Here is a 16,489-nt window from a genome sequence, read left to right on the forward strand (position 1 = left end):
CCGCCGGGGACCGGGACTCACCCCAGGGCCGCGGCCTCCCGGGCGACACCTCGGAGGCCCAGGTCCGCGGCCTCCGACGCCAGGGTCCGGGCCGCGGCCGGGTCGGGGTCGAGCTGCAGGGCCAGGAGGCGGCAGCGCAGGACCGAGGGGAGGCCGCCCGCGCGCTCGGCCAGTGCGGTCGCGACCGCGAGGTGGTGGCGGGCGGCGTCCCGGTCGTCGAGCAGCAGGTGCAGCCGGGCGACGGCGAGGCCGACCGGGCCGACCACACCCACCACCCCGACCGTGCCCAGCAGCCCTGCCCACGGCGTGAGCACCGCCAGCACGGCGGCGGCGTGCTCGCGCAGGCCCTGGTCGGCGACCAGGTGGGCGAGGGCGGTGTAGCGGCCGTGGGTGATCCAGCCCGTGGGCTCGCGGCGGGCGAGCTCGGTGGCGATCCACTGCGCGGCGAGGTGGCGGTCGCCGAGACCCACGGCCAGGCCCGCGCAGAGCAGCGGGACGACACTCGCGTCGGCCGCGGGCGGCGGGGCCGTGGTCACGCCCGGCAGGCTCGCGAGCTCGTCCAGCCTGCCCTGGTCCCAGCGCAGCGTCAGCATGGCGAGCGAGTACACCCCGGACTGGTAGAGCTCGGTCCGCCGGTGCAGCGCGTACGCGTGCTCGTAGCGCGCCTCGGCGGCGGCGAGATCGCCCTGCCAGTGCGTCAGCATGGCGTCCGCCCACCGCAGCTGGGCGCGCTCGACGGGCAGGCGGAGCACGTCCGCGTCCGCGATCCCCTCGCGGACGTGCGCCCCGGCCGCCGCGGCGTCCCCGAGCGTCAGCCGGGCCATGGCCAGCAGGCCCTGCCGCACGACGGTGTCCGCGGGCGGCCCCGCCCGCAGCTCCGCCTGCCGTTCCAGCAGCCTGAGCGACTCCGCCGCCCGGCCCGCCACGCCGGAGTAGGTGAGCGCGCGGCCGAGCAGGGCGTCGGACAGCGCCTCGGGGTCCCCGGACCGCTCGGCCACCTCGATCGCGCGGGCGGACAGCACGTCCGGCACGGACTCGTCGAGGTCGTAGCAGCTCCCGATCGCGAGTGCCGCCAGCACCCGCGCGTGCGCGGGCGGGTCCGCCGCCACCAGCCGCTCGACGCCGGCGAGCCGGGCCACCAGCGGACCCGCATCCTCGCCGTAGGTCGGCCAGGGCCACGCACCCGCGGTCCGCAGGAGGGTGCCCGCCAGCAGTCCGGCGGAACGGGTGCGACCGGCGCGGACGGCGTCCAGCAGGGCGGCGTCGACGACGTCGAGCACCGTCTGGCCCCGGCCGGCCCTCGCCAGCGCGTTGAGCCGGGCGACCAACAGCTCGTCCCGCGCGGCGTCCGACCCGCCGAGCTGCGCGAACACCTCCAGCGCCGCACCCCACCAGCGCGCCGCGGAGTCCGCGTCCCACCGGGAGTCGGCGTCCTCGGCGGCGGCGCGGCAGGCCGCGAGGGCCTCCGCGGCGTCCACCAGCGGCAGCGCCGCCACGAGGTGCGCGGCGCGCTGGGACAGCCGGGACCCGCCCGCCAGCGCCTCCGCCGCACTCGCGTGCACCCGGCGTCGCCGGACGTCCGACATCCCGGCGACGAGCTCCTCCCGCAGCAGCCCGTGGGCGAACTGGTAGACCGAGGCGGAGCGTGCGGAACCGACCAGCGGCTCGCCGTCCCGGGCCACGATGATCCGCTCGTCCGCGGCCTCGTCCAGCAGGTCCTCGAGCTCGGCCCGGTCGAGCCGGGTGACCGCGCGGAGCAGCTCGACGTCCAGCGGGTCGCCCAACACCGCCGCGGCCCGGACCACCTGCAGCACCGCGGGATCGAGCCCGCCGAGCCTGCGCCCGAGCACGGTCCGCACGGCCACCGGGACCTCGCCCGCGAGCCGCTCCTCGCGGGGCAGCCGCGCGTACTCGCCGACGAAGAACGGGTTGCCCCCGGTGCGGTCGGTCAGCTCGCGGGCCTCCGCCTCGCCGAGGGGCTCGCCGCCGATCCGGGACGCGAGCTCCGCGACCTCGACGGCCCCCAGCGGCGGCAGCGCGAGCTGGCGGGTGCCCGGCCTGCGGGCCGCGGCGGTGAGCAGCCGGTCGAGGTCCGGCCCCCCGACGCCGTCCCGCACGGTCAGCACCAGGATCGCGGACCCGGCGGCGAGGTGGGTGAACAGCCCGAGGCTCGCGGGATCGGCCCACTGCACGTCGTCCACCAGCACGACCCGGCAGGCGAGCAGCGCCTCGACCTGCTCGTACACGGCGTAGCGGGCGTCGTCCGCCTCGACGCCGGGCGGCGGGCTGAGGACCTCCGCGGGATCGGCGCCGAGGGCCCGCACGAGCCTGCGGACGGGCCACCAGGGCGGGACGCCGTCGTCGTCCGGGCAGGCGACGCGCACCGCGTCGGCCGCGACCTCCTCGGCCAGCCGGGTCTTGCCGATCCCCGCGGGGCCGGTGAGCACCAGCCAGCCGCCCGCGCCGAGCGCGGCGCGGAGCGTGGCGAGCTCGCGGACCCGGCCCACCAGGTCCGACGTCGGCGCCGCCGCCACCGGCGTGGCCGCGTCGCCGGGGGCGCCCGGCCAGTCGGCGAGCTCCGGGTCCTGGTTCAGCACCGCCGTCTGCAGCGCCCGCAGCGCGGGGGAGGGCTCGAGGCCGAGCTCGTCGGCGAGGGCGCGGACGTGGGCGCGGTGGGCGTCGAGCGCCTCGCCCGTGCGGCCCGCCCGGTACAGCGCGACGACGTGCAGCCGACACGACCGCTCCCGCAGCGGGTGCGCGGCCTGCAGCTCCCGCGCCCGCTCGACGGCCCGGGCGGTCTCCCCGGTGCCCAGCAGGCCCGTGACGAGGTCCTCCCCGCACTCGACCCGCCGCTCGTCGAGCTCCGCGGCGGCGACCCGGACCCACTCGGCGTCCGCCAGCTCGGGCAGCAGCGGGCCGCGCCACAGGGCCAGCGCGGCGTCCGCGGCGACCACCGCGCCCTTCCAGTCCCGGGCGCCGACGGCGGCCCGGGCGGCGCCCGCGCCCGACCGGAAGCGGGCGACGTCCGTACGGTCGGCGGGGACGTCGAGCACGTAGCCGGGCGGGCGCCGCACGATCGGAGCCGCCTGCCCCTCGCGCAGCACCCGGCGCAGGTTGGAGACGTAGGCCTGCAGGCCCGCCGTCACGCTGGGCGGACGACCCGCCTCCCACACGGCCTCGACGATGGCGTCCGCGGGGACGACGCGCCCCGCGTCGAGGGCGAGCACGGCCAGCACCGCGCGCTGCTTCGGCCCGCCGAGGTCGACGGGCACGCCCTCCCGGACCGCCTCCAGCGACCCCAGCAGTCGGTACTCGATCGACACGTCACCGATCCTGCATGACGGCCGCCCGCACCGGCGCGGCGGCGGCGATCACACCGTGCGGGTCGTAGGTCGCGACCAGAGTGGAGAGACGGCTCAACGTCATGGGGTCGTAGGCGCGGGCCACCTCCGCGGGATCGGCGGACGCGGCGAAGTTCGGCAGCCGCCCGCCGGTCGACCACGGCGCGACGGCGGCCAGCAGCGCCCGGCCGTGCGGACGGGTGGGCGGGGCGGCGATCCCGATGGCGGACAGGCAGTAGGCGGCGTCCCGGTGTCCGACGGCGCTCGCCTCGCCGGGCCGGGCCGCGGCCCCGCCGAGCTGGCGGATCTCGACGACGATCTGCGGGCACTCCGCGGCCGGTCCGGCGGCGGCGAGCACCGCGTCGACCGCCTCGGCGGGCAGCGCGGCGAGCAGCGTGCTCACCTCGTGCACCGGCATCGGGTCGACGGGATCGGCGTGCACCGACCCGATCTGCGCGTACGGCAGCGGGCCGACGCCGCCGAGCACCGGGACCGGGAACCCGGCCTCGTCGAGCGCGCGCCGCCCGGCGTCGGGATCCCCCACCCAGGCGTACCGGACGGCGACGGAGACCCGTCCGCCCAGCGGCCCGGCCTCCGGAGGCAGCCGGACGACCGCGACGGAGCTGGTCGCCTGCTCGGGCAGGGTGGCGGTCCACTCCCGCCAGCGGTGCAGGACCGACGCCGCCGCCGCGCCGTCGAACCACAGGCATCCCGCGAGCAGCGACGGCAGCCCGACCAGCGCGAACTCGACCGCGGTGACGATCCCGAGCGCCCCCTTCCCGCCCCGCAGGCCCCAGAACAGGGCCGGGTTGTCGGTCGCGGTGGCCCGCCGGACGGCGCCGTCCCCGGTCACCACCTCGAACGCCGTCACCTGGTCGGAGGCCACCCCGAAGGTCCGCACGAGCGGGCCGTGGCCGCCGCCGGTCAGGTAGCCGACGACGCCGACGCCCGGGGCGGAGCCGGTCAGTCCGGCGAGCCCGTCGGGGGTCGCGGCGAGGACGTCGGTCCAGCGGACGCCTGCGCCCGCGCGGACCAGGCCGTCGGTGATCGCGAGCTCGGTCATCCGTCCGGTGTGGACCAGGATCGTGCCGGGCGCGGTGCCGGTCGCGCCGTGCCCGGTGGCCTGCACGGCGACCTGGAGACCGTGCGCGGTGGCACAGCGGACCGCGGCGGCGACGTCCGCGGCGTCGAGCGCCTCGACGACGGCGACCGGCCCGGGGTCCCGGAACGCGACGTTCCAGGGTGCGGCGAGCTCGGCGTACCCGGCGTCGCCGGGGCGCAGCAGCCTGCCGCGCAGCGCGCCCGCGAGGTCGTCGAGCGGGGAGACGGGGCTGGGCAGGGTGGTCACGGGGGTCCTCCTGGGTCGGGGACCGCACCGTGTCGTGCCCGGCTTGGCGGGGCCTTGGCGGCGCCTTGCGGCCCTCGCGGAAGGGGCAGGTCGGCGTTGACCGCGGGGTGTGACCCCGGTCATGCTCCTGCTGATTCGGTTGCATCACGCTCTCGACGAGGAGGCACCGCATGACCACGACCGCCCCGCACGTTCCCGCAGGCAGGATCGGTGACCCCGCCCGGACGCTCGGCACGGACCCCCGTGCCGATCCGCGCATGGTCGCCGTGTTCGGGGCGTTGGGGGCGCTGGACCACCCCGCGCCCGCGCCGCTGAGGCGTGACGCGGGCCGGGAGGCGTTGCTGGAGTTCGTGGCGGCGACCGAGGTCGGGTTCGAGGGGCTGTTCACCGTCCTGTCCGACGGGTGGGCGCCGGTCGAGGGGGTCCGCCGCGAGGTGCGGACGATCACCGGCGACGGCGGGCACGAGATCACCCTGCACGTCCACCGGCCCGACGGGGTCGACGGCCCGCTCCCGCTGATCTACCAGGTGCACGGCGGCGGGATGGTCATGCTGTCCGCCGAGGGGCCGCTCTACGCGCACTGGCGCGACGAGCTCGCGGCGGCCGGCACCGTCGTCGTCGGGGTGGAGTACCGCAACGGCGGCGGCAGCCGCGGCCCCCACCCGTTCCCGGCCGGGCTGGACGACTGCGCCCTCGCGCTGCGCTGGGTCCACGCCCACCTGGCGGAGCTGGGCGGGACGCACGTCGTGGTCACCGGGGACTCCGGTGGCGCCAACCTGGCGCTCGCGCTGCCGATCAAGGCCCGCCGCGAGGGCTGGGTGGAGGAGATCGCGGGCGTGTACGCCCAGTGCCCGTACATCCTGGGCGAGTGGGAGAAGCCGCCCGCCGAGCTGCACTCGCTCTGGGAGAACGACAAGTACTGGCTGGACCGGGCGCTGTTCCCCCTGCTCGCGGAGGTCTACGACCCCGAGGGCCGCCACGCCGCCGACCCGACGTGCTGGCCCGCCCGCGCCGGCGTGCCGGACGTCACCGGCCTCCCGCCGCACGTGATCTCGGCCAACGAGCTGGACCCCCTGCGGGACGAGGGCCTGGCCTACCACCGGCTGCTGCTCGCGGCGGGCGTGCCGTCGATCGGCAAGGTCAACCTCGGCCTCTGCCACGTCGGCGAGCTCCTGTTCCGGACGGCCATGCCGGACGTTTACGCCGAGGCGGTGCGGGACGTGACCGGCTTCGCGAGGTCACTGGGCTAGCGTCGGTGGGAGAGCAGGGGCTCGACACGGGCGCCCGGGTGTCGGACACGCGTGTCGAGAGTGGGGGACTCGCGGAGAGCGGTCCGCGAGTCCCCCGCTCCCGCCGCCCGGGTCGGACGGTCAGGCCATGTGGGGATAGGTGTGGTCGAGGGGTGGGACCAGGGTCTCCTTGATCGCTCTCGGGCTGGTCCAGCGTTGGACGTTGAGGATCGAGCCCGCCTTGTCGTTGGTGCCCGAGGCGCGGGAGCCGCCGAAGGGCTGGCGGGAGACGATCGAGCCGGTGGGGCGGTCGTTGACGTAGAAGTTGCCCGCGGCGTGGCGCAGCTCGCGGTGCGCCGCCTCGATCGCGGTGCGGTCGGTGGCGAAGACCGCGCCGGTCAGGGCGTAGGGGCTGGTGCCGTCGACGAGCCGCAGGGTGTCCTCCCAGGACCCGTCGTAGACGTGGACGGCCAGGACCGGGCCGAAGTACTCCGTCGTGAAGACCTCGTCCGCCGGGTCGGTGCCGACGAGGACGGTCGGCTCGACGAACCAGCCGTCGTCCGCGGAGGTGCCGCCACCGGTGAGGACCTCCAGCGACGCGGTGTTCTTCGCGCGGTCCAGCGCGCGGGTGACCCGGGCGTGCGCCCGGGAGTCGATCAGCGCACCGCCGAAGTTCCGCAGGTCGGCGACGTCGCCGTAGGTCAGGGCCGCGGTGGCGGCGGCGAGCTCGTCTCGCAGCGCGGGCCAGAGCGCGCGGGGGACGTAGGCGCGGGAGGCGGCCGAGCACTTCTGGCCCTGGTACTCGAAGGCCCCGCGGACCAGCGCGGTCGTCAGCGGCGCGGGGTCGGCGGACTCGTGCACCACCACGAAGTCCTTCCCCCCGGTCTCGCCGACGATCCGCGGGTAGGCGCGGTAGCGGTCCAGGTTCTCGGCGACGGTGCGCCAGAGGGTCTTGAAGGTCGCGGTGGAGCCGGTGAAGTGCAGGCCTGCGAAGTCGGGGTCGGTGAGTGCGACCCGGGAGACGGCCAGCCCGTCCCCGGTGACCAGGTTGACGACGCCCGGCGGCAAGCCTGCGGCCTCGAGGACCTCCATCGTGACCTGCGCCGCGAGCTGCTGGGTCGGCGTGGGCTTCCAGACGACCGTGTTCCCCATCAGCGCGGGCGCGGTGGGCAGGTTCCCCGCGATGGCGGTGAAGTTGAACGGGGTGATCGCCACGACGAACCCGTCCAGCGGGCGCCAGTCCATCCGGTTCCACTCGCCGGGGACGCTGCGCGGCTGCTCGGCGAGGACGCGGCGGGCGTAGTGGACGTTGAACCGCAGGAAGTCGATCAGCTCGCAGGCCGCGTCGATCTCGGCCTGCTGGACCGACTTGGACTGGCCGAGCATGGTGGTGGCGTTGATCCGGTCCCGCCAGGGCCCGGCGAGCAGGTCCGCGGCGCGCAGGAACACGGCGGCGCGCTCGTCGAACGGCAGCTCGGCCCAGCCGCGGGCGGCCTGCGTCGCGGCCGTGACGGCGTCCGCGACGTCGGCGTCGGTGGCGTTGGCCGACACCCCGATGACCGACGAGTGCCGGTGCGGCTCGCGGACCTCGAACCGCTTGCCCGCGGCCATCCGGCGGACCCCGCCGATCGTGCAGGGCAGCTCGGGTGAGGAGCCGCGGACCGCGGCGACGGCCGCCTCCAGCGAGGCCCGCTCGGCGGACCCGGGGGCGTAGGTGTGCACCGGCTCGTTCGCCGGCTCGGGGACGGTGGTCACCGCATCCATCAGGAACTCCTCATCACCAGGGAACGGAGCAGGAAGCCGAGGTTGGCGGGGCGCTCGGCGAGCCGGCGGGCGAAGTAGCCGTACCAGTCGGCGCCGTAGGGGACGTAGACGCGCATCCGGTGTCCGGCCGCGGCGAGCCTGCGCTGCTCGTCGGCCCGGACGCCGTAGAGCATCTGGAACTCGAAGGTCCCCGCCGGGCGTCCGGCGGCGAGCCCGCGGTCGATCATCCGCGGGTCGTGCGTGCCGATCATGGGGTAGCCGTCCCCGGCGAGCAGGACGTCCAGACAGCGCTCGTAGGACGCGTCCACCTCGGACCGGGACCGGTAGGCGACCGACGGCGGCTCGGCGTAGGCGCCCTTGACCAGTCGGACCCGACCGCCCGCGAGATCACGACAGTCCGCCTCGGTGCGGCGCAGCGCGGACTGCAGCACCGCCCCCACCGACGGGTGGTCGACCCGCAGCTTCCCGACGATCTCCAGCGTCGCGTCCACGGTGGCGCTGTCCTCCATGTCCACCGTCACCGTGGTGCCCGCGCGGGCGGCGGCCGCGCAGATCGCGGCGGCGTTGTCGAGGGCGAGCGTGCCCGGCGCGGTGGATCGGGGTAGCGCGGCGCCCAGTGCGGAGAGCTTCACCGACACCTCGGCGTACTCGCCGAGCGGCCCGAGCCGGTCCAGCAGTGCGATGTAGGCGTCCCGGTTCGCGGCGGCCTGCGCGGCGTCGGTGGTGTGCTCGCCGAGATGGTCGAGGGTGACCAGCCTGCCGTCGGCCACCAGGTCGGCGGTGACGGCGAGGGCGTCGTCCAGGGTGGAGCCCGCGACGAAGCGGTCGACGACGCCGCGGGTGGCGGAGGCCGTCACCAGCCTGCGGACGAGGGGGCGGCGGCTGAGGGCGAGGACGGTCGAGCTGTACACGAGCGGCTCCTCCCGGTGCGGTACCCCCAGGATTCCCCCGAACCGGCCCGGACGCAGGGCGTCACGGAGCGGTCACGGAGCAGTCACGGGACAATCACGGAGCAGTCTCCAGGGGCACGTGGACACCCCGGATGGTGCCCAGCTGCACGCCCGTGCGCGGCAGGATCGCGTCCAGCAACCAGTCGACGGCGACGCGGATCCGGTTGCCCGGCATCGAGATCAGGTGATAGCCCCTGGTCACGGCGGTGGCGGCGAGCCCGGAGAGCGGGATCCCGAGGGGGTTCGCGGCGGCGTCCGTACCGCCCAGCTCCACCACGAACCCGAGGTCGTGGTGCTCGTACTCGCGCGGCGTGCCCACGCCCAGCGCGGCCGCGATGTTCCGGGCGGCGAGCGCACCCTGCCGGGTGGCGTGCTGGGCGGTCATGGCGGTGGGGGAGCCTGGCCGGGTCACGTCCGGGACGGCGGCGGCGTCCCCGCAGGCGACGATCTCGGGGTGGCCGGGCACGCTCAGGTCCGTCCGCACGACGAGCCTGCCGTGGTCGGTGGCCAGCCCCACCATGTCGACGAGCGGGTCCGGCCGGACCCCGACGCACCAGGCCAGGGTGTGCGTGGCGATCTCCTCGCCGGTGGTGAGCAGGACGTCGTCCTCGCGTGCCTCCTTCACGGACTGCTTCGTGCGCACCTCGACGCCGCGTTCGCGCAGCACCCGGTCGGCGGTGCGGGACAGCCGCGGGTCCAGCTCGGGCAGCACTCGGTCGGCGAGGTCGAGCAGCAGCCAGCGCACGGGGGTGTCCCGCAGCGAGGGGTAGCGGGCGGCGAGGTCGGCGGTGAAGGTCGCCGCCTGCGCCGCGAGCTCGGTGCCGGTGTACCCCGCGCCCACCGTGACGAAGGTGCAGCGGGCCGCCCGCTCCGCCGGATCGGTGGCCGTGGCGGCCAGCTCGATCTGCCGGATCAGGTGGTCGCGCAGGTAGATCGCCTCGGGCAGGCCGCGGAAGCCGTGCGCGTGCTCGGCCACCCCGGGCACCGGGAGCAGCTTGTTCACGCTCCCGACGGACAGCACGAGCCGGTCGTAGGTCGTGGAGCCGGTGCCGCCCTCCGGGTTCCGCCAGGTGACCGTGCGGGTGTCGATGTCCACCGCCGAGACCTCGCCGAGCACGATCTCCGCGCCCCCGAGGGTCCGCGCGAGCGGCACCGCGATCCGCCGCGCCTCGAGGGTCCCGACGGCGACCTCGGGCAGCAGCGGCAGGTACAGGAAGTGGTCGAGCTGGTCGATCACGGTGATCCGGGCGCGGCCGCGGAGCCTGCGCAGGAGCCCCTTCGCCGCGGTGTGGCCCGCGAACCCCGCCCCGATCACGACCACGTGCGGGAGGTCGGTGCCGGGCGGGGGGACCGGGGAGCGTCGGGGCATGCGATCAACCCTGCCGGCCCGCGCCCCTCCCCGCGAGGTCCCGCTCGACGTGCACGTTCTCCATGATCCCGAGCACGTTCCCGAACGGGTCCACCACGGCGGCCGTGACGAAGCCCGGGCCGCGCTCGGTGACCGGGATATGCTGGGTCGCACCCAGCTCGACCAGCGCCTTCAGCGCGGCGGCGACGTCCTCGACGGCCCAGAACAGGATCGAGCCCGCCGGCGTGCCGACCGGGTGCGGCGCCCAGGCCGCCTGCACGATCCCGAACTCGTCCTGACGGGGCCCGAGTCGCCACTCCAGGTACCCGCCCTCGCGGACGAAGTAGGGCTCTGTCCCGAACAGCCGCGTGTACCAGTCGCGGGCGGCGTCGAGGTCGGCGGCGAAGAAGTTGTTCGTGGCCATCGCGCGGAGCATGTCGGTCCCTCTCGTCGGTGTCCCGGACAGCATGGCGAAGGTAAGTGCTCATCCTCTGCGCACTTCTGCTGCGAGGATCGGGGCATGCGTGCCGACCGACTCGTCGCGATCCTGGTGCTGATGCAGGCCCGCGGCCGCGTGACCGCCGGGCAGGTCGCGGCCGAGCTGGAGGTCTCGGTGGCGACCGCCCGCCGGGACCTGGAGGCGCTGTCCGCCGCGGGCGTCCCCGTGTACCCGCAGCCCGGCAAGGGCGGGGGCTGGTCGCTCGTGGGCGGCGCGCGCACCGACCTCACCGGCCTGACGGCGGGGGAGGCCCGCGCCCTGTTCCTGCTGGCGGGCCCGGGCGCCGGGGACGGCGCTGAGCTGCGGTCGGCGCTGCGCAAGCTCGTCGGAGCGCTGCCCGAGACCTTCCGGGCGGAGGCGGCGGCCGCGGCGGACGCCGTGCTCGTCGACCCGGCGCCGTGGGGCTCGCGGGGGACGGCCCGGGATCCGGCGGTGGACCTGCTGGCCGAGGCCGTGGTGCGGCGGCGCAAGGTCCGGTTCGGCTACGGCGGGCGGGACCGGCTCGTGGACCCGTGGGGGCTCGTGGACAAGGCCGAGACCTGGTACCTCATCGCCGGGACACCGGACGGCAGGCGCACGTTCCGCGTGGACCGGGCCACGGACGTCGAGCGGACGGACCTGGCGGCCGAGCGCCCGGCCGAGCTCTCCCTCGCGCGGGCGTGGCGGGAGACCGTCGAAGCGATGGAGCGGCACCGCTCCGCCGCGGCCGCGACGGTGACCTGCCCCGCGCGCCTGGTCCCGGTGCTGCGCAGCCACTTCGGCCGACACTGCGAGGTCGGCGAGGTCGGCGAGGTCGGCGAGGAGGACGGGACCCGGCTGCGCATCACGGCCCAGTCCGACCAGGCACTGGCCGAACAGCTGGCGGGCTGGGCCGACCACGTCGAGGTCGAGGGTCCACCGCGGGTCCGCACGGCGCTCGCGGAGCTGGGCGCCCGCCTCGCCCACAAGTACGGTCGGGGGGCGGGGTGACCGCGGCGGTGGCAGGGTCCGCTCACATGAGCGAGCGCATCGAGGTGTCCCGCACCATCACGGCCGCCCGCAGATCGGCCACGTCTACGGCTACCGGCTGGAGCCCGCCGCGGAGGGCACGCTGGTCACGCAGTACTACGACTGGTCGGACATCCACCCGGAGTGGCGGGCCGAGGGGATCTTCCCGATCATCTCCGAGCCCTCGCTGCGCGCGACCCTGGGCATCCTCGACCGGACGGTCCGCAAGGAATGCGGAGGGGCCCCACCTCGTGACCGAGGCATGAGGTCCTGGTTCATCACCGGAACGCGGGACAGGGCTGGGGACGGGGCTCAGGGCGGGGCGCCGTTGCCGCGGGAGGTGCCGGTCCGCAGGGACCGCAGGTTCCAGCGGCCCGCCTCGCCCACCAGCACCGCGACCGACAGCGGGTCGACGTCCACCCGCCACACCGCCGTGGCCGGGGCACCGAGGGCGTGGGCGATCCCGGCCCGCACCACGGCCGGGTCGACCACCGCGAGGATGCCCCGGGGGCGGACGGGCAGACCGCGCAGCCAGCCGCCGATCCGGGACACGAACTCCGCCATCGACTCACCCCCGTGCGGGGTCGCGTCGGGGTCGGTGAGCCAGCGGGTCAGCCCGTCCGGGTCGGTGGCCGCGACGTCGTCCAGCGTGCGGCCCGCCCAGCTCCCGTGGTCCAGCCCGGCGAGCGCGGGATCGTCCGCCGCGGGCAGGTCCAGCGCCGCCGCCGTCTGCCTGCACCGGGCCGACGGGGCGCAGCGCACCTCGTCGTAGCGGGGCAGCGTCGGCGGGACGAGGTCGGCGTCCAGCGGCTCGTCCGACGGGAACCCGGCTCGGCGCACCGCCGAGGTGGGTCCGTGGGCCAGCAGGGTCACACGCACCGGTGCAGTCTGGACCAGGGGGTCAGGCGGCGGCCCGGGTGGTCGCGGCCATGCCGTCCAGCAGGGCGATGTTGAGCTCGAAGGCGCGCACGGCCTCGTCGCACACCCGGCGCTGCTCGATCTCGTCCCACGGCGCGGAGTCGAGCAGCGCCCGGTAGCGCGCCCGGAACCTCGAGGGGCTGCCGAGAGCGGAGAAGTCGTAGAACAACGCGCCCGCACCGGTGACGCCGTAGGTTCTCGCGAGCAGCGTGCCGATGATCTGGCCGCCGGCCAGGTCGCCGAGGTAGCGCGTGTAGTGGTGGGCGACGAACCGCGGCGCGTCCGCGGCGCGCAGCCGCTCCACGTAGACCTCGGTCTCCGGTAGCAGCCGGGGCGCGCTGACCGACCCGCCGAGTGCCTCGACGTCCGCGACGAGGGCAGGCATCCGGCGCAGCTCGTCGATCACGAAGGGCCCGGCGGCGGGATGGTCCGCGAGCTCGGTGGCCTTCGCCTCCAGCGCCCCGTAGACGCCCAGGTACTGCTCGGCGAGGAGCGTGTAGGCCTCGAGCGGGAGCCGTCCGTCCAGCAGGGCCGCCATGTAGGTCGAGTGGTGCGCGCGCTCGTGGACGGCCATGGTGGCCTCCCGCAGTGCACTGGACAGAGCCACCGCGACCCCCTCTTTCTGACGACGTGTCAGATAGAGCCTAGAGCACGCTGCCGGGCAAGGCTAGCCTAACTCGGACGCACCATCGCCAGGACGATGCGCTCCGCGGCCTCCACCGAGGCGTCCAGCTCGTGCTCCGCGACGTCCACGATCTGCCGGGCGCCGAGCGCTGCCGCGATCATCGCGACCAGTACCTCGGGGTCCCGCGCGGCCATCTCACCGGCGGCGATGCCGTCGGAGACGATCGCGCGCAGCCGGGTGGAGATCGGGTCCGCGTGCGCGGCGATCCGGCGGTACGCCGAGGGGTCCAGGGTCTGCGCGAGCGCCTGCCCGGGCGGCAGGTGGAACTCCGCGAGCCGCCGCAGCTGCAGCCGCACGAACACGGCCAGCGCCTCGGTGGGGGACCCGGCGGCGGCCAGCGCGGCCTCCAGGTCGGCGACGTAGCGCGCCGCCTCGTGCTCCACGAACGCGACGAGCAGCGCCTGCCGGTCCGGGAAGTGGTTGTAGATCGACGACCGCCCGACGCCCGCGGCGGCGGCCACCCCCGACAACGTCACGGAGTCGAAGCCGCGCTCGTAGAGCTGTTCGCGCAGGGCGTCGAAGACACGGGTGCGCACCTCGTCGCGGTGGGCGGCCAGCGACCCCCCGAGCACCTTCGGCACCCGGTCAGACTACCGGGGTACCCGACGATCGTCCGGCGTGAACGTGGCGATCGGGACACCCGCTGTCACCCTCGTGCCGGTTGACCCACCCTCTCCTTCGGCGCAGGGTGTCTTCCCGGGCGGACGGGGAGGGGAGGACACGCTGACTCGGTCGAGGGAACGGTCGGTGTTCGCTGCGGAGAGTGACACGCTCGAACGGGGGACGGTCGCCCTGCGGGTCGCGGGGGAGCTGGACGCCGAGACCGCCCCGATGCTGCACGACGCGCTGCACGCCGCCACGTTCGGCGCCCGCGCCGTCGTGGTGGACCTGTCGAGGGTCACACACCTGGGATCGGTCGGGGTGAGCGCGCTGCTCGGCGCCTACACCCGCACCGGCGGGCGGGTGCACCTCGCGGGCGTGGACGGCCATCCCGCGGTGCGGCGGGTCGTCACGCTGCTCGGTCTCGAACAGCACTTCACGGTCCATGCGGACGTCGAGGGGTTCCTCGCCGCCGTCCGCTAGTTTGCGATGCTGGTCCCATGCGGATCAGCGTCTTCGGATTCCTGGGCGACGGGGCGGGCGCCTCGCCGGTCGACGCCTTCGTGGCGGAGCTCGAGCGGATGCGGGCGGAGGGCTTCCGGCGCATGTGGGCGGCCCAGATGCCCCAGGAGCCGGACCTGCTCACGGTGTTGGCCGTCGCCCTGCGCGAGGTCCCGGACATCGAGGTGGGCACCGGCGTCGTGCCGATCCAGGCGCAGCACCCGATGTCGCTGGCCCAGCGGGCGCTCACCACGAACCTGATCGGCTCCGGGCGCCTGACGCTCGGCCTCGGGCTCAGCCACCGCGCGGTCACCGAGGGGCAGTGGGGGATCTCGTGGGACCGGCCGGTGCGCCGGATGGGCGAGTACCTCGACGGCCTGCTCCCGCTGCTGGCGGGCGACCAGGCGGACGCCACGGGTGAGCTGCTGACGACCCGCGGGCGGCTGCGGATCCCCGGCGCCCCGGCGCCGGAGGTCTACCTCGCCGCGCTCGGCCCGCAGCTGCTGCGCCTGGCGGGCCGCCGGACCGCGGGCACCGTGACCTGGATGACCGGGCCCCGCACCCTGCGCGAGCACGTGCTGCCCACGCTCACGGCCGCGGCCGCAGAGGTGGGCCGGACCGCCCGCGTCGTCGCCTCCCTGCCGGTGGCCGTCACGGACGACGTCGACGCCGCCCGCACGCTCGCCGCCCGCCGGTTCGCCATCTACGGCAGGCTGCCCAGCTACCGCGCCATGCTGGACCGCGAGGGCTACGCCGGGCCCGCGGACGCCGCGATCGTCGGCGACGAGGCCGAGGTCGCCGGGCGGCTGGCCGAGCTACGGGAGATCGGCGTGGCGGAGTTCGTCGGGCTGCCGCTGGCCGCGGACGCCGAGGGCGCGGCGCGCACCCGGGCCGCGCTGCGGGCCGCCGAGGGTACCGAGGGCACCGAGCTCCCGGCGGGTGCGACAGCCCCGCACGAGGCGGCCGAGGCGGACGTGCTCGACGTGGCGCGACGGTGACCGGGGGCCGTCGCGGACGTGAGGAGTGCCGCGGCGCACTTCTGGGTACCTCACGGTGCCCCTTACGCTCGTCAGCGAGTAGTCCCAGCGATCTCCGAGGTGACAGTTGAGCGTCGAGGCCCCCGACGTGCCCTTCTCCACAGACCCCGCGCCCGGGACCCCACCGGTCCTGGGTGAACGCCGCAGCGGCTGGCAGCAGGGCCTGGTGTGGTCCTTCGTGCTGATCCCGATGCTGGCGTTGCTGGCCACCGTCCCCGTCGTGTGGGGCTGGGGCCTGGGCTGGTGGGACCTGGCGATCGCCGCAGTGTTCTACGTGGTCGGGATCCTCGGCGTGACGGTCGGCTACCACCGGCACTTCACGCACCGCTCGTTCAAGGCGCAGCGCTGGCTCCGGGTGGCCCTGGCGATCACGGGCTCGATGGCCATCCAGGGCTCGATGATGGCGTGGGTCGCCGACCACCGCCGCCACCACGCCTACTCGGACAAGGACGGGGACCCGCACTCCCCGTGGCGCTACGGGGACACCCCGTGGGCCGTCGCGCGCGGGTTCTTCTGGTCGCACATCGGCTGGATCTTCGACCGGGACAAGACGAACTGGGAGCGGTTCATCCCGGACCTGCTGGCCGACCGGGTGCTGCGCCGGGTCAGCGGGCTGTTCGGGCTCTGGGTGACCGCGAGCCTGGTGCTGCCCGCGGCCCTGGGCGGCCTGCTCACCTGGTCCTGGGCGGGTGTGCTGACCGGCTTCTTCTGGGGCGGGCTGGTGCGGATGGCCGTCTGCCACCACGTGACCTGGTCGATCAACTCGATCTGCCACATGGTCGGCGCCCGGCCGTTCCGCTCGCGGGACCGCAGCCGCAACTTCTGGCCGCTGGCGGTCCTGTCGATGGGGGAGAGCTGGCACAACCTCCACCACGCCGACCCGACCTGCGCCCGGCACGGCGTCCTCAAGGGACAGATCGACATCTCGGCGCGGGTGATCTGGCTGTTCGAGCGCGCGGGCTGGGCCACGGACGTCCGCTGGCCCACCACCCGCCGCCTCGACCGGCTGCGCGCCTCCTAGCTAGACCCGGCGCCCGCACTGCAGGATGCCGACCCGGGGCCGCCGACGGTGCCGGCGTCGGGCCGAGCGCCACGCGGACAGCAGCCGGACCAGCGGGTCCGGGTCGTCCACGCCGCGGCGGCCGCTGCGGACGTCGTCGATGAGGCGGTCGTCCGCCAGCACGGCCTCCGATGTCAGTGGCTCGGAGGCCGGACGCGGCTGGGGGAGGCGGGGAGTGCCCGCACGGGGATCGTTCATCGCGTCCATACCCGGTCATCGCCG

At 75.7% G+C, this 16,489-nt stretch carries 15 protein-coding genes; 5 read left to right on the forward strand and 10 right to left on the reverse strand.

Annotated elements, in window-relative coordinates; all coding sequences use genetic code 11:
* Positions 1-17: 17 nt before the first annotated feature.
* Positions 18-3,323: an ATP-binding protein gene (locus tag ABD993_RS24600; protein WP_345423021.1), complete on the reverse strand. Its 3,306-nt coding sequence runs from the start codon at positions 3,321-3,323 to the stop codon at positions 18-20.
* Position 3,324: 1 nt separating this feature from the next.
* Positions 3,325-4,689, reverse strand: a complete 1,365-nt coding sequence (locus ABD993_RS24605; RefSeq protein WP_345423024.1) for an FAD-binding oxidoreductase — start codon at positions 4,687-4,689, stop codon at positions 3,325-3,327.
* Positions 4,690-4,859: 170 nt separating this feature from the next.
* On the opposite strand from ABD993_RS24605, the gene ABD993_RS24610 reads away from it, so the two are divergent.
* Positions 4,860-5,939, forward strand: coding sequence for an alpha/beta hydrolase fold domain-containing protein (locus ABD993_RS24610; protein WP_345423027.1), 1,080 nt, complete (start codon positions 4,860-4,862; stop codon positions 5,937-5,939).
* A 120-nt stretch (positions 5,940-6,059) separates the two neighbouring features.
* Here ABD993_RS24610 and pruA read toward each other — a convergent pair whose 3' ends face one another.
* The 4 genes from pruA to ABD993_RS24630 all read right to left on the reverse strand — a co-directional run bounded on the left by pruA (position 6,060) and on the right by ABD993_RS24630 (position 10,404).
* Positions 6,060-7,682, reverse strand: a complete 1,623-nt coding sequence (gene pruA / locus ABD993_RS24615) for an L-glutamate gamma-semialdehyde dehydrogenase (RefSeq protein WP_345423030.1) — start codon at positions 7,680-7,682, stop codon at positions 6,060-6,062.
* On the reverse strand, positions 7,682-8,593 hold the full coding sequence (locus ABD993_RS24620; RefSeq protein WP_345423033.1) for a proline dehydrogenase family protein: 912 nt from the start codon (positions 8,591-8,593) through the stop codon (positions 7,682-7,684). The genes pruA and ABD993_RS24620 overlap by 1 nt, the downstream gene beginning before the upstream one ends.
* 94 nt (positions 8,594-8,687) lie before the next feature.
* On the reverse strand, positions 8,688-10,001 hold the full coding sequence (locus ABD993_RS24625) for an NAD(P)/FAD-dependent oxidoreductase (protein ID WP_345423036.1): 1,314 nt from the start codon (positions 9,999-10,001) through the stop codon (positions 8,688-8,690).
* 4 nt (positions 10,002-10,005) lie between these two features.
* A complete protein-coding gene (locus ABD993_RS24630; RefSeq protein ID WP_345423039.1) occupies positions 10,006-10,404 on the reverse strand; it encodes a VOC family protein in 399 nt (132 codons plus the stop codon).
* Positions 10,405-10,500: 96 nt separating this feature from the next.
* On the opposite strand from ABD993_RS24630, the gene ABD993_RS24635 reads away from it, so the two are divergent.
* Positions 10,501-11,448, forward strand: coding sequence for a helix-turn-helix transcriptional regulator (locus ABD993_RS24635; RefSeq protein WP_345423042.1), 948 nt, complete (start codon positions 10,501-10,503; stop codon positions 11,446-11,448).
* A 330-nt stretch (positions 11,449-11,778) separates the two neighbouring features.
* Here ABD993_RS24635 and ABD993_RS24640 read toward each other — a convergent pair whose 3' ends face one another.
* The 3 genes from ABD993_RS24640 to ABD993_RS24650 form a co-directional block, all read right to left on the reverse strand.
* Positions 11,779-12,345: a histidine phosphatase family protein gene (locus ABD993_RS24640; RefSeq protein WP_345423045.1), complete on the reverse strand. Its 567-nt coding sequence runs from the start codon at positions 12,343-12,345 to the stop codon at positions 11,779-11,781.
* Positions 12,346-12,367: 22 nt separating this feature from the next.
* Positions 12,368-12,991 carry a biliverdin-producing heme oxygenase gene (locus tag ABD993_RS24645; protein WP_345423048.1) on the reverse strand — a complete coding sequence of 208 codons (624 nt, stop codon included), beginning with the start codon at positions 12,989-12,991 and terminating at the stop codon, positions 12,368-12,370.
* Between the two features lie 65 nt (positions 12,992-13,056).
* Positions 13,057-13,650: a TetR/AcrR family transcriptional regulator gene (locus tag ABD993_RS24650; protein ID WP_345423050.1), complete on the reverse strand. Its 594-nt coding sequence runs from the start codon at positions 13,648-13,650 to the stop codon at positions 13,057-13,059.
* Between the two features lie 166 nt (positions 13,651-13,816).
* Here ABD993_RS24650 and ABD993_RS24655 point away from each other — a divergent pair, with 166 nt between their 5' ends.
* The 3 genes from ABD993_RS24655 to ABD993_RS24665 all read left to right on the forward strand — a co-directional run bounded on the left by ABD993_RS24655 (position 13,817) and on the right by ABD993_RS24665 (position 16,228).
* Positions 13,817-14,152, forward strand: coding sequence for an STAS domain-containing protein (locus ABD993_RS24655; RefSeq protein ID WP_345423053.1), 336 nt, complete (start codon positions 13,817-13,819; stop codon positions 14,150-14,152).
* Positions 14,153-14,169: 17 nt separating this feature from the next.
* Positions 14,170-15,168 carry a TIGR03564 family F420-dependent LLM class oxidoreductase gene (locus ABD993_RS24660; protein ID WP_345423056.1) on the forward strand — a complete coding sequence of 333 codons (999 nt, stop codon included), beginning with the start codon at positions 14,170-14,172 and terminating at the stop codon, positions 15,166-15,168.
* A gap of 106 nt (positions 15,169-15,274) precedes the next feature.
* Positions 15,275-16,228, forward strand: coding sequence for an acyl-CoA desaturase (locus ABD993_RS24665; RefSeq protein WP_425569128.1), 954 nt, complete (start codon positions 15,275-15,277; stop codon positions 16,226-16,228).
* On the opposite strand, the gene ABD993_RS24670 is transcribed toward ABD993_RS24665, so the two are convergent.
* The gene (locus ABD993_RS24670; protein WP_345423059.1) at positions 16,229-16,465 is read right to left on the reverse strand and encodes a hypothetical protein; all 237 of its coding nucleotides are present in this window, start codon (positions 16,463-16,465) and stop codon (positions 16,229-16,231) included.
* Positions 16,466-16,489 lie beyond the last annotated feature (24 nt).

Source organism: Pseudonocardia xishanensis, assembly GCF_039541715.1.
GTDB classification, from domain to species: domain Bacteria; phylum Actinomycetota; class Actinomycetes; order Mycobacteriales; family Pseudonocardiaceae; genus Pseudonocardia; species Pseudonocardia xishanensis.

Excerpts from the sequence above, each read along its gene's own strand:
- ABD993_RS24625 (WP_345423036.1), bottom strand. The coding sequence starts at position 10,001 with ATGCCCCGACGCTCCCCGGTCCCCCCGCCCGGCACCGACCTCCCGCAC.
- ABD993_RS24660 (WP_345423056.1), top strand. The coding sequence starts at position 14,170 with ATGCGGATCAGCGTCTTCGGATTCCTGGGCGACGGGGCGGGCGCCTCG.
- ABD993_RS24630 (WP_345423039.1), bottom strand. The coding sequence starts at position 10,404 with ATGGCCACGAACAACTTCTTCGCCGCCGACCTCGACGCCGCCCGCGAC.
- ABD993_RS24635 (WP_345423042.1), top strand. The coding sequence starts at position 10,501 with ATGCGTGCCGACCGACTCGTCGCGATCCTGGTGCTGATGCAGGCCCGC.
- ABD993_RS24670 (WP_345423059.1), bottom strand. The coding sequence starts at position 16,465 with ATGAACGATCCCCGTGCGGGCACTCCCCGCCTCCCCCAGCCGCGTCCG.
- ABD993_RS24610 (WP_345423027.1), top strand. The coding sequence starts at position 4,860 with ATGACCACGACCGCCCCGCACGTTCCCGCAGGCAGGATCGGTGACCCC.
- pruA (WP_345423030.1), bottom strand. The coding sequence starts at position 7,682 with ATGGATGCGGTGACCACCGTCCCCGAGCCGGCGAACGAGCCGGTGCAC.